This window comes from Robinsoniella sp. KNHs210 (assembly GCF_000686105.1).
In the GTDB taxonomy this organism is placed as follows: domain Bacteria; phylum Bacillota; class Clostridia; order Lachnospirales; family Lachnospiraceae; genus Robinsoniella; species Robinsoniella peoriensis.
The window spans coordinates 1,772,017-1,795,734 of sequence record NZ_JMLZ01000002.1 but is presented as its reverse complement, the minus strand read 5'-3'; the positions used below and the strand labels follow the sequence as shown (position 1 = coordinate 1,795,734).

Genomic DNA, 23,718 nt, shown 5'->3' with positions numbered 1-23,718 from the left:
AGTTCGTTTTTCGAAAACACGTTTTCAAATTAACGTCCGGCATATTTTTCTTCACAATACTTACAGCGGTAAACTTCTTTTTCCGGATCAGTTAATACAAAGACCTGATCCAGACCTTGTTCGATAGAAGTGATACAGCGGGGGTTTTTACATTTAATCACGTTTGTAATTTTTTCCGGGAGGGAAAGTGCTTTTTTGTTTACAATCGTTCCATCTTTGATAATATTAATAGTAATGTTGTGATCTATAAATCCAAGGATGTCCAGATCCAGCAAATCAATGGGACATTCTACTTTAATAATATCTTTTTTTCCCATTTTATTACTGCGGGCATTTTTGATTATTGCAACACAGCAGTCCAGTTTGTCCAGTCTCAGATAGTGATAGATAGACATGCTTTTTCCGGCCTCAATGTGATCCAGTACAAAGCCTTCACTTAATTGTCCTACATTTAACATATTTATACCCATTGCATATTGCAGGCTTGCCTGCAATACTGCCACAATAAAACAGGTTGAAAGAATCACACCGTGGCATCCTTTCTATATCATAATTTTCTTTCAACCTTCTACCCATTGCATATTGCAGGCTTTCAACCTTCTATCTCCAATAAGGTAAGAATTAATGCCATTCTGACATATACACCATATTGTACCTGTTTGAAATAGGCAGCTCTCGGGTCATCATCTACCTCTACCGAGATTTCATTTACTCTTGGCAGGGGGTGGAGCACCAGCATATCGTCTTTGGCAAGTTCCATTTTCTGTTTGTCCAGAATATAGAAATCTTTCATGCGGACATAGTCTTCTTCATTAAAGAAGCGTTCCCCTTGAACTCTGGTCATATAGAGCAGGTCTAATTCAGGAAGGGCTTCTTCCAGGCGGACTACTTCTTTGTATTCCATATGGTTTTGTTCCAGAACATCTTCACGGATATAATCAGGAACACGCAGTTCATCCGGAGAAATCAGTACAAACCGGATACCGGTATAGCGTACCAGAGCATGAATGAGTGAGTGAACTGTTCTTCCAAACTTTAAGTCCCCGCATAATCCAATCGTCAGGTTGCCAAGGCGTCCCTTTAAAGAACGGATGGTCAAGAGATCGGTCAGTGTCTGGGTCGGATGCTGGTGTCCGCCGTCACCTGCGTTAATAACTGGGATAGAAGATTTCATAGAGGCTACCATAGGAGCACCTTCTTTGGGATGTCTCATAGCGCAGATATCTGCGTAGCAGGAGACCATACGGATTGTATCGGCAACACTTTCGCCCTTGGAAGCTGAGCTGGATGCGGCCGAAGAAAAACCAAGTACATTACCTCCCAGATTCATCATAGCTGCTTCAAAGCTTAATCTGGTTCGGGTACTTGGTTCATAAAATAAAGTTGCCAATTTTTTTCCTTCACATGCATGGGCATATTTCGATGGATTGGCTTCAATATCATTAGCTAAATTCAAAATAGTATTTAATTCCTCCACGCTAAAATCTAAAGGACTCATTAAGTGTTTCATAGTTTTCTCCTTTCGCGCAATGAATATTTGCTTTTAATATCATATAATAGATGGTATTGAATTTCAAGTGCTTTTTTCTATATTACAGCCGGAGTATTTACTTGGTATCAAAATAGATTTGAAATGTAAAAGGAATGGGAGGGAAATGCGGCTTAGACAGGGGAAAAATCTTTTGCAATTATGGGGCGTATGAGATATAATAAAAACAAAAGTTTTGGTATTTATTCAGAAGAAATTTACTATGGAATACTGCCTGTTTCCGGGTTTTGAAGGTAATTGGCGGTGGAGGAGGTAATATATGAAGTTTGTAGAGAAAAAAAGAGTGCTGTTTTTTGGACTGCCATGGACGTTCACAAAATATACGATTACGAATGAGTACATTACAGTGAATTCAGGTTTGCTAAATCATGAGGAGAATGATGCATACATGTATAAGATTGTGGATGTACGGCTGGATACCAGCCTTCTGGAGCGGTTGTTTGGACTTGGTACGGTGCATTGTTATGGGGGAGACGTAACGAATCCCACATTGGCGCTGGTACATATTAAGAATGCAAAACAGATAAAGAATTTTATTCTGGAAGCTTCTGAGGAACAACGAATCAAACGAAGAACATTGAATACCATGGATGTTGCCGGCAGTTTTGACGGGGCACAGGGGAATGTGGACTGTGACTGTGGCGGACAGCATATGGGCTAGAGTGTGTTTGAAGACAGGAAAAAGGCTGTTACATCGTTTGTATGCAACAGCCTTTATCGTTTTAAAATTTTTTCATAGAGCAGCCCTGTGGCAAACCACAAGGGAGCGTAGTCCAGTCTGATTACTCCTTTTACATTTAATTTTGCATTGCTGTAATCCCAGGGGCACATACCACGTTTTTTCAGGAAAGCACCGGTTAGAAATTCGGTACCGAATATGGCCATGGTGTAGATAAATCCGCGGAAAATAGCGCTTTTTTTATTTATGCGCTGGTAAATTGGACCGATAAAAGCTGCCATGCCATAGATAGGAAACATCCAGATCGAGGATTTTCCGGTTAATTTCAGTTCTCTGCGCCGGAATGAAAGAAAGCCGGTCCAGAGGATTTCCAGACACCAGCCGCAGATGCCGCATTTAATAAAATTATTCTTCATATGGAGAGTATGCGCCGGATTATCATGTATTATACATTTCGTTCATAATAAATAAAAAATTCAGTCACGCCCTGCTGCAGTGCTTTATGTTCCGGGAAGGATGCCACATGTTTATCATTAGAATCCGTATTATTTTGGCAGTATTGCAGGCTGCCTGCGGTATACAACTTATTAATGCAGTATTGCAGGAGGAACCTGCGATATGCAGGGGGTATAAAGATGAATAAAAAAGAAGTTACGGCTACGGATGTAGCAAAAGCAGCGGGAGTATCCCAGGCTGCTGTTTCTATGATCCTCAATAAGAAATACAATGTTTCTTTTTCCAGAGAGACAATTGAAAGAGTTGAAGAGGCAGCACGGAATTTAGGATATTCAATGGAAAAGAAATCTGCCAGGCAGCAGTCCAGAATGAAAGGGACAATCTTTGTAGTATGTCCCAATCTAAACAATCCCTATTATGGTATGCTGATTGACGGAATTGAACAGGCAGCTTTAAAAAACCGTTTTGATATATTCGTCTGCCAGACGAACCGGAACCTGCAGACAGAAGAGAAATATTTGAAACGGCTTGAAAAGCTTTGCCCTTCTGGTATTATCTATACCTGTATGCCGGCTTTTCCGGACATGGTCAACCGGATGGCCATGAAAATACCGGTAGTGTTTATCGGTGAAAAAAATAATAAATTATTAGTTGACTCCATAGAACTGGACAGCCGGAAGCCTGGCAGTATGATAGCCAGATATCTGCTGGAGCTTGGGCATCGGAAAGTAGGGTATATTTCGACTGCTGTAAATGAAAAACAGCCCGCCAGACTAAGGCGCAAGGAGGGATTTACAGAAGAATTCGAAAATGCGGGAATAGATCATCAGGTATTTATAAAAGAGCCTGATGAGGCACGAAAAGCCCCCTGTCTGCAAAACATGGATATGGAATTTCAAGTGGGTTACCTGCTGACGCTGGAGCTGATCAGGGAGGTGCCGGATATTACGGCAATCGTAGGGTTAAATGATATGATAGCGCTTGGAATCAGAGATGCTCTTTTGCAGGAGAAATACAGAATACCCAAGGATATTTCGGTTGTAGGCTGTGACAATATACTGGCATCCCAGATGCGTGGAATTGATCTGACGACGGTAGATCATTATGCAGGGAAAAAGGGAGAAGATGCCTGTAACCTTCTGATGCAGAAAATGGAACGCCAGAAGAGAGAAAAAGAGATAATGACAGAACATGTGGTTCACAGAGTGGAATATGAACCGCGTTTGATTATACGTGGGACTTCATCTTATGCTGTTTATAATTTAAAATATTAATAATAGAATTCATTTATAATTTGATACCGCCTTTGACAAAACAGAAAAAGTCGGGTAGAGTAGCAGCATAAGAAAATTTCTCAGGAAAGAAGGAGTCCATTATGAAGATAAAAGACTGGCAGGAATATTTAAACAGGGAAATACCATGCAGCTGCAGCAAAGAACATCGCTGCGATATTGATGAAATACTGATAGAAGCGGGTGCGTTAAAGAAGCTTCCGGGCATTTTATCCCGCTATAACTACCAAAATATCTGCGTCGTATCTGACATTCATACGGAGCAGGTTGCAGGTAAGACAGTCTCCGCTCTATTAAATGAAAATGGATATCAATATACGAAGGTAGTGTTTCCGGAAGATGAATTGATTCCGGATGAAAGGATATTAGGGAGCCTGTTGGTTGATTTGCCGCAGAATTGCGATTTGATCCTGGCAGTAGGCTCCGGAACCATCAATGACCTTTGCAAGTTTATCAGTTACAAATTAAATATTGATTATTTTATTTTGGCAACAGCGCCTTCTATGGATGGATTTGCTTCCAATGTAGCTCCGCTGATTGTAAAAAATCTGAAGACCACATATGAAGTTGGGAAACCAAAAGTAATCATCGGAGATCTGGAGATCTTAAAAGAAGCTCCGATTTCTATGATCGCTGCAGGTGCAGGAGATATTCTGGGCAAGTACGTGTGTTTAACAGACTGGAAACTGGCCCATCTGGTTACCGGAGAATATTACTGCGAGTATGTAGAATCTTTGATCCGCAGTTCCATCGAAGCTGTAGTATCAGCTATTTCAAGAGTCAAAGAGCGGGACGAAGAGGCAATAGGTTCCATTATGGAGGGATTGGTTTTATCCGGTATCGCTATGAGTTATGTGGGGAATTCCCGCCCGGCATCCGGAAGCGAGCACCATTTATCCCATTATTGGGAAATGATGTCATTATTCGGAGGCAGCCATGGGGCACTGCATGGGACAAAAGTAGGAATCGGTACGGTTCTGGGATTAAGAATGTACGAAAAGCTGGGTGAAAAACTGAACAATCTGAAGGAAAAAAGTGCTTCCTTTCATCGGGATGCATGGGATCAGCTGATTCGGGAAGCATACAGGCAGGCAGCACCTCAGGTGATCCTGTTAGAAAATCAGGTACATAAAAATGCGGACGATGCTGTTCACAGCCGTGTAAATGAGCTTGAAAAGCATAAAGAAGAGATCAGAAAAATGATAGCAGCCCTGCCAAAAGCAGATGAAATTGCAGGGATGTTAAAAGAAATGGATGCTCCTTTCCAGCCGGCGCAGATCGGAGTAGATCATAAAACACTAAAAAATAGTGTATTATATGCAAAAGAACTGCGTAACCGTTTTGGACTACTGCAATTTTTGTTTGATACAGGAGAATTAGAAGAAATGTCAGAATTAGCTGTGAGGGAATTTTCATGTCAGAATTAAGTAATAAAAAATTATTTTTATTCGATATCGATGGTACCTTATCCGTCGGTGATACCTTGTTTGACGGGTCCAGGGAACTTTTGGAGTATATAGAGAAGATCGGTGGAAGTGCATATTATATTACTAATAATTCCACGAAAAGCAATCGGGATTATGTTGAAAAATTTGCCAAATGGGATCTTAGCACTGAGGAAGAGCAGTTTGTCACGTCGGGATACATGGCAATCCGTTATTTAAAAAGTTATTTTCAAAATCAGAAAATATTTGTACTCGGAACAAAATCTTATATTGCAGAATTACAAAAACAAGGCATTTTGGTAACCGAAGCTGTGGAAGATGACGTGGCATGTGTGCTGGCTGCATATGACAGTGAGTTAAACTATCAAAAATTGGAAAAAGCCTGTGAGCTGCTCTATCGAAAGGAAGTTGCTTATCTTGCCACCAATCCCGATCTTTGCTGCCCGGCACCTTTTGGATTTATACCGGACTGCGGTTCGATCTGTAATATGCTGGAGGCAGCCGTTTACCGCAAACCAAAGTATCTTGGAAAACCAAGCCGTGAAGTAGTCGAACTGTGCCTGGAACGGTCTGGATTTACAAGAGAAGAAACCCTGGTGGTAGGGGACCGGCTGTATACAGATATCGCCTGCGGCATAGAGGGAAAAGCACAGACATGCCTTCTGCTGACTGGTGAAGCGAAGCGGGAAGATCTGGAAAGTACAATTTATAAGCCGGATTATTGTTTTGAGACAGTCCGGGAATTATTGGAATTTATAGAGCGATCCTGATTCGGTGTATACCAGTGCCTCCCGGCGTAAATACGCCGTGAGGTACTGGAGAGCCCAGACAAAGAAGCGACAAAAAAGCTTCTTTGTCTGGGCTCCTTCTTTATGTATAGATTTTAATCCCTAAAATCCGCACAATTTCATTGAATTTTGCTAAGAAGTATAATATAATAAACAATTAAAGTAAGTAGAATTTTATCATAATGAGCAGATCATTATTTAAAAAATAGATTGGAGAATCATGAACTACGAAGAAGCAAGAGTATATTTAGACAATGCGGCTAAATACGGAAGTGTACTTGGTCTTGACAACATGAAGGAAATGCTCGCAAGGCTTGATAATCCGCAGGATAAATTGAAGTTTATCCATATTTCAGGAACCAATGGCAAAGGCAGTGTACTGGCATATCTGTCAACTGTCCTGAAGGAAGCCGGCTACCGGGTAGGACGTTATATCTCCCCGGCATTGTTCCGGTATCGTGAAAGAATCCAGGTAAATGAGATCTTTATTGAGAAGGATTCCCTGGCAGCCCATGTAGCAGCAATAAAAGCGGCGGCAGATGCAATGGAAGAAGAAGGACTGCCGCATCCTACTTCATTTGAGATTGAAACGGCGTTGTCCTTTTTATATTTCAAAGAAAAAAAGTGTGATATCGTAGTTCTGGAAACAGGACTTGGAGGTTTGGATGATGCAACCAATGTGATTACCACCACGGTTATGGAGGTCATTGCATCAATCAGCATGGATCATATGGGGGTACTTGGCAATACCATCGAAGAGATTGCAGCTAAGAAAGCCGGTATTATAAAGCCGGAAACCCTGGTTGTTACCATGCAGCAGAAGAAAGAAGCCATGCAGGTAGTTCTCGACACTGCTAAGGAGAAGAACTGCAGTGTGATGATTGCTTCGCCGAAAAGGGCAAAAGATATCCATTATGGATATGAAGAGCAATCTTTCACCTATGGAGGATACGACAATCTCAGGATTTCCCTTGCAGGAAGTTATCAGATTGCTAATGCAGTACTTGCAGTGGAAGCGGTCAAGGGGCTGGTACGTTTGGGCTACCAGATAACGGAAGAGGTCCTGCGCAGCGCTTTTTTCCACACGAAATGGCCGGGACGTTTTACCCTGATTCGTAAAGACCCGGTATTTATTATTGATGGAGCGCATAACCGGGATGCGGCTCAGGTTTTAAAAGAATCCATCGAACTGTATTTTCAGAACAAAAAAATATATTATATAATGGGTGTTTTTAAAGATAAAGAATATGATCAAATATTAAAAACAACCGCTCCATTTGCGGAAGCAATTATTACAATCGAAACGCCACATAACGACAGAGCGCTGCCGGCACAAGAGCTGGCAATTGCAGCAGCAAAGTACCATAATCATGTGGAAGCAGCAAAAAGCATCCGGGATGCACTGGATAAGAGCCTTTCAATGGCGGGGAAAGACGATGTAATTATTGCCTTTGGTTCCCTTTCTTTTTTAGGAGAGATTACCAGAGAAATGGGAGAAAGTGAGGATTAACTATCATGATAGATCAGAGTAAAATCAAAGAAGGCGTTAGACTTATTTTAGAAGGAATCGGTGAAGATACCACAAGAGAAGGACTGATTGAGACACCGGATCGTATTGCAAGGATGTATACAGAGATCGTAGGCGGAATGGAAGAAGATGCGGCTGAGCATTTAAGCAAACGCTTTCATGTGAAAAATAATGAAATGGTATTGGAAAAAGACATTACATTTTATTCTACCTGTGAGCATCATATGCTTCCGTTTTTCGGAAAAGCACATATTGCATATGTGCCAAATGGTTCTGTAGTAGGGCTTAGCAAAATCGCAAGAACGGTAGAAGTATTTGCAAAGCGCCTGCAGCTGCAGGAACAGCTGACAGCACAGATAGCGGATGCATTTATGGACAATCTGGCTCCCCAGGGAGTAATGGTTATGGTAGAAGCAGAGCATATGTGTATGACCATGCGTGGAATTAAAAAACCGGGTTCGAAAACAGTTACCGTAGTTACCAGAGGAATTTTTAAAGATAACGAAAAACTGCAGAACACATTTTATCAAATGTTAAGGTAGGTTGAAGCAAATGGATCGGGTTAATGAAATATTATTGAACAGGACTTACCGGGAATGTCTGGGGAAAATCCGTGTATGTGAAGCAGACCGGATCTTCTGCAAGCACGATATGGCACATTTTATGGATGTGGCAAGGCTTGCATATATTATAAATCTAAGAGAAGGACTGAATATCAAGGAGGAGCGGATCTATGCGGCCGCTCTTTTACACGATATAGGGAGACATGAACAGTATATAGATGGTACACCGCACCAGGAGGCAAGCGCCAGAATTGCTCCGGCTATTTTACAGGCGTGTGGCTTTGCAAAGGCAGAGAGTGAAGATATTATAAATGCCATTGCCCAGCATAGAAACAGTGAAATAAAAAATGAAAAGAGTCTTGCAGGCATTATCTACAGGGCAGATAAGATGTCCAGAAGCTGCTATGGATGTGAAGCTGAAAAACAGTGCAGCTGGAGTGATGAAAAGAAAAATTTAAAGATTCTTTTATAGTTATAAAAACAGAATATAAAGGTGGTTAGAGACATGATGAGAATAGGCAATCGGGATTTTGATGTAGATAAACATACTTATATTATGGGCATTTTAAATGTAACGCCGGATTCCTTTTCTGATGGAGGAAAATGGAATAATAAGGATGCAGCCCTTAAGCACGCACAGGATATGATAGAAGAGGGTGCAGATATCATTGATATCGGGGGCGAGTCCACGAGACCGGGATATACCCTGCTGACTGATGAAGAAGAAATTGCACGTGTTGTTCCGATGATTCAGGCGATAAAGAGCCGGTTTGACGTTCCGGTATCCATCGATACTTATAAAAGCCGCGTAGCCAGAGCTGCGTTGGAAGCAGGAGCAGATCTGGTAAATGATATCTGGGGCCTGAAATATGATGATGAACTGGCAGGTGTAATTGCAGAATATCAGGCACCCTGCTGCCTGATGCATAACCGCAGAGAAGCGGATTATCAGGATTTTATCAACGATATGCTGCAAGACCTGAGAGAAACAATTTCCATCGCGAAAAAAGCCGGAATAGCAGACAACAAAATCATCTTAGATCCCGGAGTTGGATTTGGAAAGACTTATGAAAATAATCTGGAAGCGATAGACAGGCTGGAGCGCATGCATGAACTTGGCTGCCCGATCCTCCTTGGAACCTCCAGAAAATCAGTGATCGGACTTACCCTGGATCTTCCGGCTTCCGAGCGATTAGAGGGGACACTTGCCACAACGGTAATGGGCGTCATGAAAAAAGCTGCTTTTGTGAGAGTTCATGATATCCGGGCAAATGCAAGAATTATTAAGATGACTGAGGCGATCATTGGACGTGCTTGAATATGATAGAAATTTAAAACATATTCCGGAGAGCGGACATATAAAAACATAAGCTGGAGGAACGGAACGCATGGATAAAATAAAGATTAAAGACCTGGAAATATACTGTCACCACGGTGTGTTTCCGGAGGAAAATACATTAGGACAGAAGTTTATTGTATCGGCAACGCTGTATACGGATACCAGAGAAGCGGGAATGAATGATGATTTAACCAAATCCATACATTATGGTGACGTAAGTCATTTTATTACGGAATTCATGCAGAATCATACATTCAAACTCATTGAAACGGTTGCGGAAAAACTGGCAATGGAATTGTTGATCGAAGTTGCGAATCTAAAAAAGGTTAAGCTGGAGATCAAGAAACCCTGGGCGCCGGTAGGTCTTCCTTTAGATACCGTAGCAGTGGAAATTAAAAGAAGCTGGCACACGGCTTATATTGCCATTGGTTCGAATATGGGAGATAAAAGTTCCTATCTGCAGGGTGCGGTAAAATCCCTGGATGAACTTTATGGCTGCCAGGTAGAAAAGGTATCGGAACTGATTACCACAGCACCTTACGGCGGGGTAGAACAGGATGAATTTTTAAATGGAGCCCTGAAGCTTAAAACACTGTTTACACCTCAGGAGCTGTTAGAAAAACTTCATGAAATAGAGTTGGAAGCCGGCAGGGAGCGGGTAATACGCTGGGGTCCCAGAACGCTGGATCTGGATATACTTTTGTATGATGATATCATCTTAGATACGGAAGATCTGCACATACCTCATATTGAAATGCATTTGAGAGACTTTGTACTGGAACCTATGGTTCAGATTGCACCATATAAGAGACATCCGCTGCTAAAGAAAACAATGGAACAGTTAAAGGGAGAATTAAATGACTGATTTAACAGAATTAAGAGATGAGATTGACCGTATTGACAAGGAAATGGTTGCTTTATTCGAAAAAAGAATGAGCATCAGTGGCCAGGTTGCAGAATATAAAATTGATACCGGAAAGAAAGTATTTGATAAAGCAAGAGAAGCATCCAAAATTGAAGCAGTTACCAATATGACTCACAATGATTTTAATAAACATGGTGTGGAAGAATTGTTTCAGCAGATTATGGCTATGAGCAGAAAACTGCAGTATCAGCTGCTGGCACAAAAAGGTGCAGTAGGAAGACTGCCGTTTATTGAAGTGGATGAAATCCAAAAAGAGAATATAAGAGTTGTTTTCCAGGGGGTGGAAGGTGCATACAGCCATGCGGCAATGAAGGAGTATTTCGGAGATAAAGTAAATGCTTTCCATGTGGAAACCTGGAAGGATGCCATGGAAGCCATCGCAGAGGGCTCAGCAGATTATGCGGTGCTTCCCATCGAGAATTCTACAGCCGGAATCGTGAACGATATGTATGATTTATTGGTTGATTTTGAAAATTATATTGTGGCAGAGCAGGTGATCCGCTGTGAACATAAGCTTCTGGCTGTTCCCGGTACTAATCTGGATGAGGTGAAAACCGTATATTCCCATCCGCAGGGGCTGATGCAGTGCAAGCAGTTCTTAGACCAGCACAGAGGCTGGAAACAGGTGCCTTTAGATAATACGGCAGTAGCTGCAAAGAAAGTATCAAATGACCGGGATAAAACCCAGGTGGCCATAGCCAGTGCCTTTGCAGGAGAATTTTTTGACCTTCAGGATATGGGTGTTCAGGTATGTTATAACGAAGTCAATTCCACCAGATTTATTATTGCCACTAACCAGAGAATTTTCAGAAAAGATGCAGACAAGGTCAGTATCTGTTTTGAAGTGCCTCATAAGAGCGGTTCGTTATATAACATGCTTTCTCATTTTATATACAATAATCTGAACATGAGCAAAATTGAATCAAGACCCATACCGGGCAAAAACTGGGAGTACCGGTTCTTTATCGATTTCGAAGGAAATCTCAGTGACAGTGCAGTAAAAAATGCACTGCGTGGTATTCGGGAAGAAGCAATCAATATGAAGATATTAGGTAATTATTAGAGAACGTTTGAAAATTGCATATATCAGTATGTGCGATTCCGTCAGTAAAACGGGGAGTGTATGCTGAATTAATAGATAGTCGAAAAGGCATCAGAGAAAGGCAGTCAAAATGGCAGGAATAAATGAATTAATTGTATACAGAAACTTTGAACAGGGACAGGTGCTGGAGGATATGACCTGGATTATGGGACATTTGTATAATGAATATTATAATGTAGAAGATATCCGGGCTTTATTTTATGACTGCATACACGGTCTGGTAGAGCTGGCGGGCAGCTATGGCTTTTCGAAAAATCTATGGCATAACTACCTTACCTTTCTGCTGGTGAATAATGAAAACACCTTTAGCACTGCCTGTGAAATTGTGGGGCCGGTAGATGGCAGCATCAATGCATTAGTGCGTCATGATTTTGAAATCTTAAAAGAACTATTTGATTATGATTTCGAACCGGTAGAAAAGTTTCTTCAGGTGAATTGTTTTAGTTTTGTAAGTAATTATCAGAACATTAATGAAAACAGCAAAATGTTTAACAAGAGAATTCGTGACCGTATCTGCGACCTGAGTGTGAAACTTGGGAACGCCGGAAGCATCGATGAATTTATGGAGGATATGACGACGTTTTACAAAGACTTCGGTGTGGGAAAGCTGGGCCTCCACAAAGCATTCCGTGTGGCGCATGAAGAAGACGGTGTACATATTGTACCAATTACAAATATCGCACATGTACATCTCGATGACCTGGTGGGATATGAGATAGCCAAAAAGAAACTGATCGATAATACAGAGGCTTTTGTTCAGGGCAGAAAAGCCAATAACTGTCTGCTATTTGGAGATGCAGGTACCGGTAAATCTTCCAGCATCAAAGGTATTTTAAATCAGTACTATGATCAGGGACTTCGCATTATTGAAATTTATAAGCACCAGTTCCAGGATTTAAATGAAGTAATTGCTCAAATTAAGAATCGAAATTATAAGTTCATCATATATATGGATGATTTATCTTTTGAAGAATTTGAAATCGAATATAAATATCTGAAAGCTGTGATAGAGGGGGGACTTGAGAAAAAGCCGGATAATATACTGATCTATGCTACCTCAAACCGCAGGCATCTGGTTCGTGAACAATTCAGTGATAAAGAGGGCCGCAGAGATGACCTTCATTCATCTGATACGGTACAGGAGAAGCTGTCCTTAGTATACCGGTTTGGAGTTAAGATTTTCTTCTGTGCTCCGGATAAAAAAGAATTCCAGAAGATCGTCAGAACTCTGGCAGAACGGTATAACATAAAAATGGAGGAAGAGGAGCTGCTGCTGGAAGCAAATAAATGGGAACTGCAGCACGGCGGACTGTCAGGCCGTACGGCACAGCAGTTTATCGATTATTTATTAGGTAAAATACAGGAGTAAACACAAACTATATGGGGGTGATAAAGTGACAATCGCAACATATGCAGCAATTGATGTGGGATCTTATGAAATAGAAATGAAGATTTTTGAACTTTCCGCCAGACAGGGGATGCGTGAAATTGACTGCATCCGTCACAGGATGGAACTGGGAAAGGACGCCTACCGGACAGGGAAGATCAGCGTGGACTTAGTGGAAGAGCTTTGCAGTGTACTTCAGGATTTCCTTTTAATTATGAAAACTTACCGTGTAAATGCTTTTCGTGCCTGTGCAACCAGCGCAGTCAGAGAAACCAAAAATAAATTAATTATGCTTGATTATATCGAAAAGCGCACAGGTATTAAAATTGAGGTGCTGGGGAACTCAGAAGAGCGTTTTCTGGATTATAAGTCAATTGCATCCAGAGAAGCGGAATTTGCCAATATCATTCAAAAAGGTACTGCTATTTTGGACGTTGGCGGCGGCAGTATGCAGATTTCACTGTTTGATAAGGACAGTCTGGTAACAACGCAGAATATCCGTCTTGGCAATATGCGTATCCGTGAACGTCTGTCCGTAATGGAGAATCAGGCGCCCCATATGGAGGTTCTGATCGAAGAACTGATTAACAATGAGGTTTTAGGATTTAAAAAGTTATATTTAAAAGAAAGAGAGATTCAGAATGTGATCCTGATCGGAGATTATATCCTGGATCTGACCAAAAAATCTTTTTTGACAAAAGAAGAATTTCTGAAACTGTATGACACAGTGATCCGTAAATCTCCGGAAGATATAGCTGAGGCATATGAGATTCCTTATGAAAGTGCATCTCTTATCATTCCGTCGGTTATTATTTATAAGCGTTTATTAGAAGAAATGGAAGCAGAGGCGATCTGGGTGCCTGGTGTTTCCCTGTGTGATGGCATGGCATATGAATACGCTCAGAAAAATAAAATAATCAAGTCACTTCATAACTTTGATAATGATATCATTGCTGCTGCCAGAAATATTTCCAAGCGGTACCAATGCAATAAAGGTCATATCAAAGCACTGGAAGACCTGGCAATTCCTATTTTTGACAAGTTGAAAAAAGTGCATGGAATGAATGCCAGAGACCGGCTTCTGCTTCGGATTGCAGTGATACTCCATGGGTGTGGTAAATATATCAGCCTCTCTAATGTGGCGGAGTGCTCCTACAGTATTATTATGGCAACAGAGATTATTGGATTGGCCCATGTTGAGCGGGAAATCATCGCAAATGTGGTAAAATACAATACCATGGATTTCTCTTATTATGACGTGACCGAAGGACGGATTACGGAGATCAGCAAAGATGAGTACTTAAGAATTGCAAAATTAACAGCGATTTTACGTGTGGCTAATGCTCTTGACCGCAGCCACAAGCAGAAATTCAAAGATGTAAGGCTGGCATTTAGAGAAAATGAACTGGTGATAACAGCAGAAACCCAGGAAGATATTACATTGGAAAAGGGGCTGTTTAGGGAAAAAGCAGATTTCTTTGAAGAAGTATTCAGCGTCCGGCCAGTGATTAAACAGAAGAAAATAATGTAACAGGGAGGGAGACAGATGGAACAAATTGATTTTACAAAACCTGAATTTTATACCAACCGGGAATCCAGCTGGGTAGGATTTAATGACAGAGTCCTGAGCGAAGCCAGGGATAAATCCCTTCCGTTATTCGAACGGTTAAAATTTCTGAGTATTACAGCTTCAAATCTGGATGAATTCTTTATGATCCGTGTGGCATCTTTAAAAGATATGGTACATGCAGGTTATATGAAAAAAGATATAGCAGGTTTAACCGCCACAGAACAGATTGATATGATCTTAAAAGAAGTACATGAGCTGGTAAATGTGCAGTACTCCACCTATAACCGTTCTCTCTTGCCGGCTTTAAAGCAGCAGGGACTGGAAGTGGTAGTCTGCCACGAAGATTTAAACAAAGAACAGGAACTATTTGTTGACCAATATTTTGAAGAAAATGTATATCCGGTACTCACCCCAATGGCAATGGATTCTTCCAGGCCGTTTCCGCTGATACGCAATAAATCTCTAAATATAGGAGCATTGATTTCCAAAAAGGGTGAAACCGAGTTTGCTACGGTACAGGTCCCCTCAGTACTGCCCAGAATCATCCGCCTTCCGGAAGGAAAAAAGGGAGAAAAAAGGGTAATACTTTTAGAAGAGGTCATTGAGCGTAATATCCAGAAGCTGTTCTTAAACTATAATGTAATCTGTGCCCATCCATATAGAATCATGAGGAATGCAGACTTAACCATTGACGAAGACGAGGCAGCAGATCTTCTAAAAGAAATACAGCGCCAGCTGAAAAAGCGTCAGTGGGGCGAGGTAATCCGTCTGGAAATCGAAGATAAGATGGATAAACATCTTTTGAAAGTATTAAAGAAAGAATTTAGTATAAAAGAAGAAGAGATTTTTTCAATCAACGGTCCCCTGGATCTGACATTCCTGATGAAGATGTATGGATTGGACGGTTTTGATCATTTGAAATACGAATCTTACCATCCTCAGCCGGTACCGGATATGATGGGAGAAGAGGATATTTTTACCCAGATCCGAAATGGGGATATACTGCTTCATCATCCATTTATGACATTTAATCCCGTAGTAGACTTTGTAAAACAGGCGGCGAAAGATCCCGACGTTCTGGCAATCAAACAGACACTGTATCGGGTCAGCGGCAATTCACCGATTATTGCCGCACTTGCCCAGGCTGCGGAAAACGGCAAGCAAGTTTCCGTATTGGTAGAATTAAAAGCCCGTTTTGATGAAGAGAATAACATTGTATGGGCAAAGATGCTGGAAAAAGCCGGATGTCATGTTATCTATGGGTTAGTGGGACTTAAGACACACAGTAAAATCACCCTTGTTGTCCGCAGAGAAGAAGACGGAATTCGCCGTTATGTCCATCTGGGAACAGGGAACTACAATGACGCAACGGCGAAACTTTATACAGACTGCGGCCTTTTGACCTGTTCAGAGCCGATTGGAGAAGATGCTACAGCAGTATTCAACATGCTATCCGGTTATTCCGAGCCAAAGAGCTGGAACAAGCTGGCAGTGGCACCGATCTGGCTGAGAAACCGCTTCTTAAAACTGATCAGGCGTGAGACCAGGAATGCCCTGGAAGGCAAACAGGCTCATATCATAGCCAAGATGAATTCTTTATGCGATAAAGATATCATTGCTGCTCTTTATGAAGCATCGGCTGCAGGTGTGAAGGTAGATCTGATTATACGTGGTATCTGTTGTCTGAAGGTGGGAATTCCTGGTGTGAGTGAGAATATCACCGTACGTTCTATTGTTGGAAACTTTCTGGAACACAGCCGTATTTTCTACTTTTACCACAATGGAAGCGAAGAGGTTTATATGGGAAGCGCAGACTGGATGCCGCGTAACCTGGATAAACGTGTAGAAATTCTCTTTCCGGTTGAAAGTGAACGCTTGAAGATGGAAGTGATACACATCTTGCAGATTCAGTTGGAAGATAATGTGAAGGCACATATTTTACAGCCGGACGGAAGCTATGAGAAAGTAGACAGAAGAGGTAAAGTGAAAATGAATTCTCAGGAGTATTTCTGTGAAGAAGCAATAGAAAGGGCTGTAAAACCGGAAGACGTTGTAAAAGACAGGGTATTTATTCCGGCAGAACCGATAGATAATTGATGAGAAAGCTGTTTTATCATTGAAAATGCCAAAAGGGCAGGAAAAGGGATGAAAATATTAAATTGGGGTTTAGTTGAGTAAAGACGCTTTGTAGATGTAGGTAGTGTACGGAAAGAGAAGGGGACGGACCAGGACATTGGTTTGGAAGGCTTACCGCAGAACTGGCATTTTCTAACCTTCCCGGAGCACTTTTTGGCGGCACGCGGGCATTCGCTCCGAAATCCTGATGCATTTCGCAGCTCACTGCCCGCTTAGTATCCGATGGGAGCCAGTCGAATTGTATCCGCCAAAAAGCACACCGGGAAGGTAAGTAAATGCTCAGCTCTGCTATACGCCTTCCAAACCAATGTCCTGGTCCGCCCCCTTCTCTTTCCGGGATGCAGTTTACTGATACAAAGCTGGTTTTCTCAGCAGGGTGGGACCCCGGGCGTGTGGCATGCCGGACGTTATTGGCTTAGATCACATAAAAACCAATAAACCAGCTGGGTGTTATCATTCTGAACTGTCTCTAAATTCTACTACAGTATATTTGTGGTTATAGTACCTATATCCAGTTAAGTCTGTGATCAGGAAAGCAGGTAAAATTTCGTCTTATCATCCCCCTTTCACACTGAACTGCCGTAACACACTCTGCTGCATCCAAAAACGAGCAGACCGTCACAACCCAAGGGTCTCTACCAGGCTGAGAAAACCAGCTTTGTATCAACGAATGCTATCTCGGAAAGATGGGTGTGGGAAACTGGTATGGGCGTAGGAAGCGTAGAGCAGAGCTGAGTATTTACTTACCTTTCCGAAGTGTTTTTTGGCGGATAGTATTCGACTGGCTCCCATCGGATACTAAGCGGGTACTGAACCGAGAAATGCATCAGGATTTCTCGGTGAATGCCCGCGTGCCGCCAAAAAGCGCTTCGGAAAGGTTAGAAAATACCAGTTCTGCGGCCAGCTGACGGAGCCCATGCCAGTTTCCCACACCCATCTTTCCGTACACTACCTACATCTACAAAGCGTCATTACTCAGCTAAACCCAAATTTAAGCTAATTGTCTATTTCCCACTCTGCTGCATCTTTATTGCTAATTCAAACGTTTTAGACACCGATGGTTAATACAAGAGGAATTTTTCTATCACTTCTGCAATACCGTCATGGTTATTATCTCTTTGGGTTATGTAGTCACCGTATTTTTTAATATCATCAGCCGCATTTTTCATAACGACGCCGATTGCAGCCGTTTCAAGCATAGAGATGTCATTAGGAGCGTCTCCGGCAGCAATGGTATTGCATTTTGGAATGCCCAGAATACCACATAATACTTCAATAGCATGTCCTTTTGACATACCCGGGGCCACTAATTCCAGGTACTGGGGACAGGAAAAGATATGTTCTACCTTGCCGTCTGCCCATTCTGAAATGGATTCCTGGAAGTGTACCAGTTTATCATGGTTTTCATAATCGATTACGATTACTTTCCCCGGCTCAGTGGTTAATTCCATCATAACATCAGGCACAATTCTGGAGGTAAGATTTGTCAGTGACTCGTATCTGTGCAGTGCGGGTGTATCATATTCTGAAAGAATATGAGTGTCTGAATAGGTCTGGCAATGCAGCCCCTGTGCATGCGCAGCATCTAAAAGATAGCGGACAAAAGGCAGCGGAAGCGTTTCTTTAAAGACGGTTTTCTTATGGTATAAATCATAGATTTCTGCCCCGTTAAAAGCAATTGCATAACAACCATCCTGTGTCAATCCCAGTTCTTTTGATAAAACAATTGCACTGGCAAGAGGTCTTCCGGTAGTAATCACGATCTTATGTCCCTGCTTTAAAGCTTTTTGGATTGCTTCATGATTGCCTGATGTAATTTCCTTATCATCATTTAACAAGGTGCCGTCCAGGTCTAGGAATAAGATTTTGATTTTCTTCTCTTTCTCCATAAAATCTTCCAGAGCTTCATCACTGTCACTGATCCAGATATCTTCCTCTGTGGCCGTCAGTCCCAGATATTCACGCAAAGTGCGTGTATCATCACTAAAATTCCATTTGCTGGTATAATCAAAAATTTCATCAAATTCAATTGAACCGTTCATATATAATTCACGAAATGTCATAATTCCTCCATTTGGATGCATAAAAGCATCTTATTATTAGTTAGTATAAAAATATACTCTTCAAATATTATACCTAAAAGTGACAGGGAAGACAAGGGGGAATGTAGCAGCGGGATACAGACCGGCTTTAAGTACATTCCGGGTACACTTGGGATAACCTGGGCGGGTTGAATTCTTTCCAAATTGAGGGTATACTAAAAAGAGCAAAAGGATACTTCCAGAAGATATATCATAGAGAAACGGAAAGGAATATTGTGGGTCTGCCCGCAATATGCAATAGGTATAAATAATGAAATATATAGATTTACATGTACATTCAAATTGCTCTGATGGTACTTTTACACCTGCTGAATTAGTAGATTATGCGATTAAGAAGAATCTGTCGGCATTTGCACTGACAGACCATGATACCACGGCAGGGCTTGAGGAGGCATTTGCAGCCGCAAAGGGGAAAGAAATAGAAGTAATACCGGGAATTGAGTTTTCTACAGAATATCTGGGAAAAGACATTCATATTGTGGGGCTGGAATTTGATTACAAAAGTCCCGCTTTTTTAAGCCAGATTGGAAAATTTCAGGATTCCAGGGATTTGCGCAACCGGAAGATGATAGAGAAACTGCGGGACGGGGGAATTGATATTACCTGGGAGAAGATGGAGGAACGATATCAGGATGCAGTTTGGACAAGAGCTCATTTTGCAAGTTACCTTTTGGAACATGGATACGTAAAAGATATGCGGGATGCATTCAGGTATTATATCGGTGACAACTGTCCTTACTTTGTTCCCAGGGAAAAAGTGACGCCTGTTCAGGCAGTTCATCTGATCCGCCAGACCGGAGGAATTCCGATTCTTGCTCATCCGCTGCTGTACCATTTAAAAGATGAAGAGATGGATAGACTTTTGGAGGATTTAAAGAAAGCCGGTTTAATCGGCATTGAAGCACTTTATTCCACCCATGTTGGATTTGAAGAAAGTACAGTCCGCCGGATGGCACGCCTGCACGGACTTCATATCAGCGGAGGTTCAGATTTTCATGGTACACGTAAGCCTGGAATAGATCTCGGCTGTGGCAGGGGAAATCTTAAAATACCATATGAGATACTAAAACAAATGCGTGATGAGCTGCAGAAATAAAATAATTTAAAATAAATAAAAAAAGGTAATTGACAAATCCTATGATATAGACTATGATGAATATATACCCCACAGGGGTATATGAAAGGAGGAATAGATTTGAAGACAGAAGTATATATCATAAAAGGGATGACATGTGCATCCTGCAGCAGTGCTGTTGAACGTGTAACCAGAAAAATGGATGGCGTAACGAGAAGTGATGTCAATCTGGCCACCAACAAGATGACCATAGAGTATGAAGAAGAAAAGGTCACACCCGAAGATATCATGAACCGGGTAGAACGGGCGGGGTTTGCGGCAGAGCAGGAAGTTTTAAAAGATGAGAAAAAAGTGAAGGAAGAAAAAGAGGAGCGGGAGGAAGCATCCCACAAGATCAAACGCAGACTGATCATCAGTATTGTACTTGCGGTTCCCCTGCTTTATATTTCTATGGGACATATGATTCCATTTCCCCTTCCACTGCCGGGATTTTTGGATATGCATAAACAACCCCTTAACTTTGCGCTGGCGCAGCTGATTCTTACTACTTTCATATTAATCTGTGGAAGAAAATTTTATATTATTGGTTTTAAAACATTGTTCAGAGGACATCCAAATATGGATTCACTGGTGGCAATTGGTACGGGAAGTGCGTATATTTACAGTCTGGTTATGACAGCGCTAATACCTGCATCCCACATGTATGTTGAACGGTTGTACTACGAGTCAGCAGCAGTTGTAGTAACTCTTGTTATGCTTGGTAAATACCTGGAGAGCCGCAGTAAAGGTAAAACATCAGAGGCGATTCAAAAATTAATGGAACTGGCTCCAGATGTTGCAGTCGTACTGCGAGACGGCACGGAAGCGGAAGTTCCCACAACGGAAGTAAAAAAAGGTGATATCTTATTAATACGTCCAGGCAGCAGAGTTCCTCTGGATGGATTAGTCGTTAGTGGAAACAGCAGTGTGGACGAATCCATGCTGACAGGAGAAAGTATACCGGTAGAAAAGACCGCCGGAAGTGAAGTGATAGGCGGCAGTATCAATTATAACGGTTCCATGCAGGTTGAAGTAACCCATACAGGCAGTGATACTACATTGGCGAAGATCATCAAGCTGATGGAGGATGCACAGGGAAAGAAAGCACCTATATCGAAGCTGGCGGATACCGTGGCGGGGTATTTTGTACCGGCAGTTATTGTCATAGCAGTTGCGGCGGCAATTATCTGGGCATTGGCGGGGCATGACCTGGCATTTGTTTTAACAATTTTTGTATCCGTATTAGTAATTGCATGCCCATGTGCACTGGGACTGGCAACACCCACAGCCATTATGGTTGGTACGGGACTTGGAGCAAAATATGGCATACTGATAAAAAGTGGTGAAGCGTTGGAAATCACCCATAAAATAGATGCCGTTGTTCTGGATAAAACAGGAACCGTTACAGAAGGAAAACCCAGAGTGGTTGAAATCGTCAGTCCGGAGATGGAAGCAGAGGAATTACTTCGGATAACGGCATCCTGTGAGCGTGATTCCGAACATCCTCTTGGCAGAGCGATTGTAGAGGATGCGAAAAATAAAGGAATTCGATTAACAGAGCCGGAAGCGTTTGAAAGCATTACCGGAAAAGGAATTAAAGCAGAATTTGCAGGCAATGAAGTATATATCGGAAATGAACGGATGATATCGGATCTTGGTATTGACCTTGGAAGTATGAAGCAGTCAGCGGATTCTATCGCAGATAAAGGCCAGACGCCTATGTTTGTGGTAATCGGCGGAGAATTGAAGGGCATTGTAAGTGTTGCCGATACGATGAAACCAACCAGTACCAAAGCCATTGATGACATGAAGAAGCTGGGGATTACGGTAACGATGCTTACCGGAGATAATAAACGGACTGCCCAGTATATTGGAAGACAGGCACACGTAGATCACGTAATTGCAGAAGTGCTTCCGGGTGATAAAGCAGCAGTAGTAGCTGATCTTCAGAAGCAGGGAAAAAAAGTTATGATGGTTGGAGACGGTATCAATGATGCACCTGCACTAGTGCAGGCTGACGTAGGTACCGCAATTGGAAGCGGAAGTGATATCGCCATGGAATCCAGTGATGTGGTATTAATGAGATCTGATCTCCAGGATGTATACCGGGCAATTAAGCTAAGTAAAGCTACGATCCGGAATATTAAAGAAAATCTGTTCTGGGCATTTATCTTTAACACCATAGGAATTCCGGTTGCAGCCGGTGTGCTGTATGCATTTGGAGGCCCGCTGCTGAATCCCATTTTTGCAGGGCTTGCAATGTCCTTCAGCTCAGTATTCGTAGTAAGCAACGCGCTGCGCCTGAAACGGCTTAAGTTATAAAAACAGATTAATGAAAAAGAGGTGGACAGATGAGCGAAGAAATATGTAATTGTGAAAAACATAAACACAGGGAAGACAAGGAATACAAGGATCTGGTTCACCGGCTGAACCGCATTGAAGGACAGATACGGGGGATAAAGAACATGGTAGAAGAAGAACGTTATTGTGTGGATATTTTGACACAGGTTTCAGCCATTCAGTCAGCATTAAACAGTTTCAATAAAAGTCTTCTGGCAAATCATATTAAATCCTGTGTAGTAGAAGATATACGGGGTGGAAATGATGAAGTCGTAGATGAATTGTGTAAAACGATTCAAAAATTGATGAAATAGAAATTCATCTATGAATTTATATAAGAAAAAGTATAAGAAAAAGGAGTGTACGATTATGACAGTATTAAAAGTAGAGGAAATGCATTGCGAAAAATGTGTAGAAAGAATCAGTAAAGCTTTTGACAAGGCAGGGCTTACCTATGAGGTAAATCTGGCAGATAAAACAGTTTCTATTGATGGATGTGATAAGTGTATTGCTACTGCAAAAGAAATTCTGGATGATCTCGGGTTCTAAATCGTGTTTGAAAATGCATTCCCGCCATATTGCATGGACGGGGAGGCGTAGAGCAGAACCGTGTTAGACAGAAGAACCGGCAGCCTGACAGTATTTGAAGAAGAAGGGATTCTTTTCATAATGAATCACTTCTTTTTTGAACGTTTAAATATTTTTATTGTAAAATATTAAATAATATAGATGAGGTGACGAGTATGAATCACAAAGCGAAAAAAGAAGATAAGATCAAAATTATCCATTGCTCAGAATTTGATGATTTTAACTACGGGGATATTTTGATTGTAAACGATACATGGTACGGAGGTGTCTGGGCAAAAGACAGCGCGGGTGTATCGGTTGCTGTAAATGAAGATGCATATGAGATTTTTGAAACAGCAAAATGCAATAAAAAAGATGTTATAGAAATCCAGATAGAGGTGGTGATGGATGAGTTTACCATCAGGCATGGAAATGAATGGATGCAGGCGGACAGAATTAAAAATCTGCTGAGTCAGACTTACTGGGCGAATACGAGAGATTTGGCTACGATAAATAAGTCGATTGAAAACTCTTTGTGCTATGGTGCATTTCGCAATGACACCGGAGAACAGATTGCTTTTGCCCGTGTGATAACAGATTATGCCACTACGTACTATCTTTGTGATGTAGTTGTAGACCAACGTTACCGTGGCGCTGGCATAGGGAAAGCCTTACTTACAGCAATCGAAGGGAATGTGGAAATCTCATCTCTGAGAGGAATCCTGGCGACACAGGATGCCCATGAATTTTATAAGAAATATGGTTTTCAGGATGAAGGCACTACTTTTATGGGAAAACCCAGAAAGGAGAATAATGATGCTGGAGTACATTGATGG

Annotated in this window: 24 protein-coding genes; 18 read left to right on the top strand and 6 right to left on the bottom strand. The window is 41.7% G+C overall.

Annotated features, from left to right (window positions below; all coding sequences use genetic code 11):
* Positions 1-29: 29 nt before the first annotated feature.
* Positions 30-458 (bottom strand): aspartate carbamoyltransferase regulatory subunit, encoded by a 429-nt coding sequence (locus CD03_RS0114910; protein WP_044290011.1) that lies wholly within the window; start codon positions 456-458, stop codon positions 30-32.
* Positions 459-592: 134 nt separating this feature from the next.
* Complete coding sequence (gene pyrB / locus CD03_RS0114905; RefSeq protein WP_027294334.1) at positions 593-1,510, bottom strand: aspartate carbamoyltransferase; 918 nt, start codon at positions 1,508-1,510, stop codon at positions 593-595.
* 298 nt (positions 1,511-1,808) lie between these two features.
* On the opposite strand from pyrB, the gene CD03_RS0114900 reads away from it, so the two are divergent.
* The gene (locus tag CD03_RS0114900; protein ID WP_027294333.1) at positions 1,809-2,210 is read left to right on the top strand and encodes a PH domain-containing protein; all 402 of its coding nucleotides are present in this window, start codon (positions 1,809-1,811) and stop codon (positions 2,208-2,210) included.
* A 53-nt stretch (positions 2,211-2,263) separates the two neighbouring features.
* Here the strand turns inward: CD03_RS0114900 and CD03_RS0114895 are convergent, their stop codons facing one another.
* On the bottom strand, positions 2,264-2,644 hold the full coding sequence (locus tag CD03_RS0114895; RefSeq protein ID WP_027294332.1) for a putative ABC transporter permease: 381 nt from the start codon (positions 2,642-2,644) through the stop codon (positions 2,264-2,266).
* 219 nt (positions 2,645-2,863) lie between these two features.
* On the opposite strand from CD03_RS0114895, the gene CD03_RS0114885 reads away from it, so the two are divergent.
* The 12 genes from CD03_RS0114885 (at position 2,864) to CD03_RS0114830 (ending at position 16,720) form a co-directional block, all read left to right on the top strand.
* Positions 2,864-3,958, top strand: a complete 1,095-nt coding sequence (locus CD03_RS0114885) for a LacI family DNA-binding transcriptional regulator (RefSeq protein WP_027294331.1) — start codon at positions 2,864-2,866, stop codon at positions 3,956-3,958.
* A 101-nt stretch (positions 3,959-4,059) separates the two neighbouring features.
* Positions 4,060-5,403 (top strand): sn-glycerol-1-phosphate dehydrogenase, encoded by a 1,344-nt coding sequence (locus CD03_RS0114880; protein ID WP_027294330.1) that lies wholly within the window; start codon positions 4,060-4,062, stop codon positions 5,401-5,403.
* On the top strand, positions 5,391-6,191 hold the full coding sequence (locus tag CD03_RS0114875) for an HAD-IIA family hydrolase (protein WP_044289401.1): 801 nt from the start codon (positions 5,391-5,393) through the stop codon (positions 6,189-6,191). The genes CD03_RS0114880 and CD03_RS0114875 overlap by 13 nt, the downstream gene beginning before the upstream one ends.
* Positions 6,192-6,429: 238 nt before the next feature.
* The gene (locus CD03_RS0114870; protein ID WP_027294328.1) at positions 6,430-7,719 is read left to right on the top strand and encodes a bifunctional folylpolyglutamate synthase/dihydrofolate synthase; all 1,290 of its coding nucleotides are present in this window, start codon (positions 6,430-6,432) and stop codon (positions 7,717-7,719) included.
* 5 nt (positions 7,720-7,724) lie between these two features.
* On the top strand, positions 7,725-8,279 hold the full coding sequence (gene folE / locus CD03_RS0114865; protein WP_027294327.1) for a GTP cyclohydrolase I FolE: 555 nt from the start codon (positions 7,725-7,727) through the stop codon (positions 8,277-8,279).
* 10 nt (positions 8,280-8,289) lie between these two features.
* Positions 8,290-8,772: an HD domain-containing protein gene (locus CD03_RS0114860; RefSeq protein WP_027294326.1), complete on the top strand. Its 483-nt coding sequence runs from the start codon at positions 8,290-8,292 to the stop codon at positions 8,770-8,772.
* Positions 8,773-8,808: 36 nt separating this feature from the next.
* Entirely contained in the window at positions 8,809-9,618 is an 810-nt protein-coding gene (gene folP / locus CD03_RS0114855; RefSeq protein WP_027294325.1) for a dihydropteroate synthase, read from the top strand.
* Between the two features lie 70 nt (positions 9,619-9,688).
* Positions 9,689-10,504, top strand: a complete 816-nt coding sequence (gene folK, locus CD03_RS0114850) for a 2-amino-4-hydroxy-6-hydroxymethyldihydropteridine diphosphokinase (protein WP_027294324.1) — start codon at positions 9,689-9,691, stop codon at positions 10,502-10,504.
* Complete coding sequence (locus CD03_RS0114845; protein ID WP_027294323.1) at positions 10,497-11,627, top strand: bifunctional chorismate mutase/prephenate dehydratase; 1,131 nt, start codon at positions 10,497-10,499, stop codon at positions 11,625-11,627. Before folK ends, CD03_RS0114845 begins: the two co-directional genes overlap by 8 nt.
* Positions 11,628-11,736: 109 nt before the next feature.
* Positions 11,737-13,035, top strand: coding sequence for an ATP-binding protein (locus CD03_RS0114840; RefSeq protein WP_027294322.1), 1,299 nt, complete (start codon positions 11,737-11,739; stop codon positions 13,033-13,035).
* A 25-nt stretch (positions 13,036-13,060) separates the two neighbouring features.
* Complete coding sequence (locus tag CD03_RS0114835) at positions 13,061-14,584, top strand: Ppx/GppA phosphatase family protein (RefSeq protein WP_027294321.1); 1,524 nt, start codon at positions 13,061-13,063, stop codon at positions 14,582-14,584.
* Positions 14,585-14,599: 15 nt separating this feature from the next.
* Positions 14,600-16,720, top strand: coding sequence for an RNA degradosome polyphosphate kinase (locus CD03_RS0114830; protein ID WP_027294320.1), 2,121 nt, complete (start codon positions 14,600-14,602; stop codon positions 16,718-16,720).
* Between the two features lie 865 nt (positions 16,721-17,585).
* Here the strand turns inward: CD03_RS0114830 and CD03_RS38890 are convergent.
* A complete protein-coding gene (locus CD03_RS38890) occupies positions 17,586-17,708 on the bottom strand; it encodes a hypothetical protein (protein ID WP_255348072.1) in 123 nt (40 codons plus the stop codon).
* Between the two features lie 112 nt (positions 17,709-17,820).
* A complete protein-coding gene (locus CD03_RS0114820) occupies positions 17,821-18,822 on the bottom strand; it encodes a Cof-type HAD-IIB family hydrolase (RefSeq protein WP_052377811.1) in 1,002 nt (333 codons plus the stop codon).
* Positions 18,823-19,111: 289 nt separating this feature from the next.
* On the opposite strand from CD03_RS0114820, the gene CD03_RS0114815 reads away from it, so the two are divergent.
* The 4 genes from CD03_RS0114815 (at position 19,112) to CD03_RS0114800 (ending at position 22,864) form a co-directional block, all read left to right on the top strand.
* Positions 19,112-19,957: a PHP domain-containing protein gene (locus CD03_RS0114815; RefSeq protein WP_027294318.1), complete on the top strand. Its 846-nt coding sequence runs from the start codon at positions 19,112-19,114 to the stop codon at positions 19,955-19,957.
* A 99-nt stretch (positions 19,958-20,056) separates the two neighbouring features.
* The gene (locus CD03_RS33605) at positions 20,057-22,297 is read left to right on the top strand and encodes a heavy metal translocating P-type ATPase (protein ID WP_052377810.1); all 2,241 of its coding nucleotides are present in this window, start codon (positions 20,057-20,059) and stop codon (positions 22,295-22,297) included.
* 29 nt (positions 22,298-22,326) lie between these two features.
* Positions 22,327-22,629, top strand: a complete 303-nt coding sequence (locus CD03_RS0114805) for a metal-sensing transcriptional repressor (protein ID WP_027294317.1) — start codon at positions 22,327-22,329, stop codon at positions 22,627-22,629.
* Between the two features lie 55 nt (positions 22,630-22,684).
* A complete protein-coding gene (locus tag CD03_RS0114800) occupies positions 22,685-22,864 on the top strand; it encodes a heavy-metal-associated domain-containing protein (protein ID WP_027294316.1) in 180 nt (59 codons plus the stop codon).
* Here the strand turns inward: CD03_RS0114800 and CD03_RS38885 are convergent.
* A complete protein-coding gene (locus tag CD03_RS38885; RefSeq protein ID WP_255348090.1) occupies positions 22,861-22,983 on the bottom strand; it encodes a hypothetical protein in 123 nt (40 codons plus the stop codon). The two genes, CD03_RS0114800 and CD03_RS38885, sit on opposite strands and share 4 nt — an antisense overlap.
* Positions 22,984-23,058: 75 nt before the next feature.
* On the opposite strand from CD03_RS38885, the gene CD03_RS0114790 reads away from it, so the two are divergent.
* On the top strand, positions 23,059-23,715 hold the full coding sequence (locus CD03_RS0114790) for a GNAT family N-acetyltransferase (RefSeq protein WP_242849095.1): 657 nt from the start codon (positions 23,059-23,061) through the stop codon (positions 23,713-23,715).
* Positions 23,716-23,718 lie beyond the last annotated feature (3 nt).

What these genes read in the sequence shown, in the direction of transcription:
- CD03_RS0114885 (WP_027294331.1), top strand. Translation starts at nt 2,864, where the DNA reads ATGAATAAAAAAGAAGTTACGGCTACGGATGTAGCAAAAGCAGCGGGA.
- CD03_RS0114815 (WP_027294318.1), top strand. Translation starts at nt 19,112, where the DNA reads ATGAAATATATAGATTTACATGTACATTCAAATTGCTCTGATGGTACT.
- CD03_RS0114875 (WP_044289401.1), top strand. Translation starts at nt 5,391, where the DNA reads ATGTCAGAATTAAGTAATAAAAAATTATTTTTATTCGATATCGATGGT.
- CD03_RS0114800 (WP_027294316.1), top strand. Translation starts at nt 22,685, where the DNA reads ATGACAGTATTAAAAGTAGAGGAAATGCATTGCGAAAAATGTGTAGAA.
- CD03_RS0114845 (WP_027294323.1), top strand. Translation starts at nt 10,497, where the DNA reads ATGACTGATTTAACAGAATTAAGAGATGAGATTGACCGTATTGACAAG.
- CD03_RS0114910 (WP_044290011.1), bottom strand. Translation starts at nt 458, where the DNA reads ATGTTAAATGTAGGACAATTAAGTGAAGGCTTTGTACTGGATCACATT.
- CD03_RS38885 (WP_255348090.1), bottom strand. Translation starts at nt 22,983, where the DNA reads ATGAAAAGAATCCCTTCTTCTTCAAATACTGTCAGGCTGCCGGTTCTT.
- CD03_RS0114830 (WP_027294320.1), top strand. Translation starts at nt 14,600, where the DNA reads ATGGAACAAATTGATTTTACAAAACCTGAATTTTATACCAACCGGGAA.
- CD03_RS0114790 (WP_242849095.1), top strand. Translation starts at nt 23,059, where the DNA reads ATGAATCACAAAGCGAAAAAAGAAGATAAGATCAAAATTATCCATTGC.
- CD03_RS0114870 (WP_027294328.1), top strand. Translation starts at nt 6,430, where the DNA reads ATGAACTACGAAGAAGCAAGAGTATATTTAGACAATGCGGCTAAATAC.
- CD03_RS0114880 (WP_027294330.1), top strand. Translation starts at nt 4,060, where the DNA reads ATGAAGATAAAAGACTGGCAGGAATATTTAAACAGGGAAATACCATGC.
- folP (WP_027294325.1), top strand. Translation starts at nt 8,809, where the DNA reads ATGAGAATAGGCAATCGGGATTTTGATGTAGATAAACATACTTATATT.
- folE (WP_027294327.1), top strand. Translation starts at nt 7,725, where the DNA reads ATGATAGATCAGAGTAAAATCAAAGAAGGCGTTAGACTTATTTTAGAA.
- CD03_RS0114895 (WP_027294332.1), bottom strand. Translation starts at nt 2,644, where the DNA reads ATGAAGAATAATTTTATTAAATGCGGCATCTGCGGCTGGTGTCTGGAA.
- CD03_RS0114805 (WP_027294317.1), top strand. Translation starts at nt 22,327, where the DNA reads ATGAGCGAAGAAATATGTAATTGTGAAAAACATAAACACAGGGAAGAC.
- folK (WP_027294324.1), top strand. Translation starts at nt 9,689, where the DNA reads ATGGATAAAATAAAGATTAAAGACCTGGAAATATACTGTCACCACGGT.
- CD03_RS0114900 (WP_027294333.1), top strand. Translation starts at nt 1,809, where the DNA reads ATGAAGTTTGTAGAGAAAAAAAGAGTGCTGTTTTTTGGACTGCCATGG.
- pyrB (WP_027294334.1), bottom strand. Translation starts at nt 1,510, where the DNA reads ATGAAACACTTAATGAGTCCTTTAGATTTTAGCGTGGAGGAATTAAAT.
- CD03_RS0114820 (WP_052377811.1), bottom strand. Translation starts at nt 18,822, where the DNA reads ATGACATTTCGTGAATTATATATGAACGGTTCAATTGAATTTGATGAA.
- CD03_RS0114860 (WP_027294326.1), top strand. Translation starts at nt 8,290, where the DNA reads ATGGATCGGGTTAATGAAATATTATTGAACAGGACTTACCGGGAATGT.
- CD03_RS0114840 (WP_027294322.1), top strand. Translation starts at nt 11,737, where the DNA reads ATGGCAGGAATAAATGAATTAATTGTATACAGAAACTTTGAACAGGGA.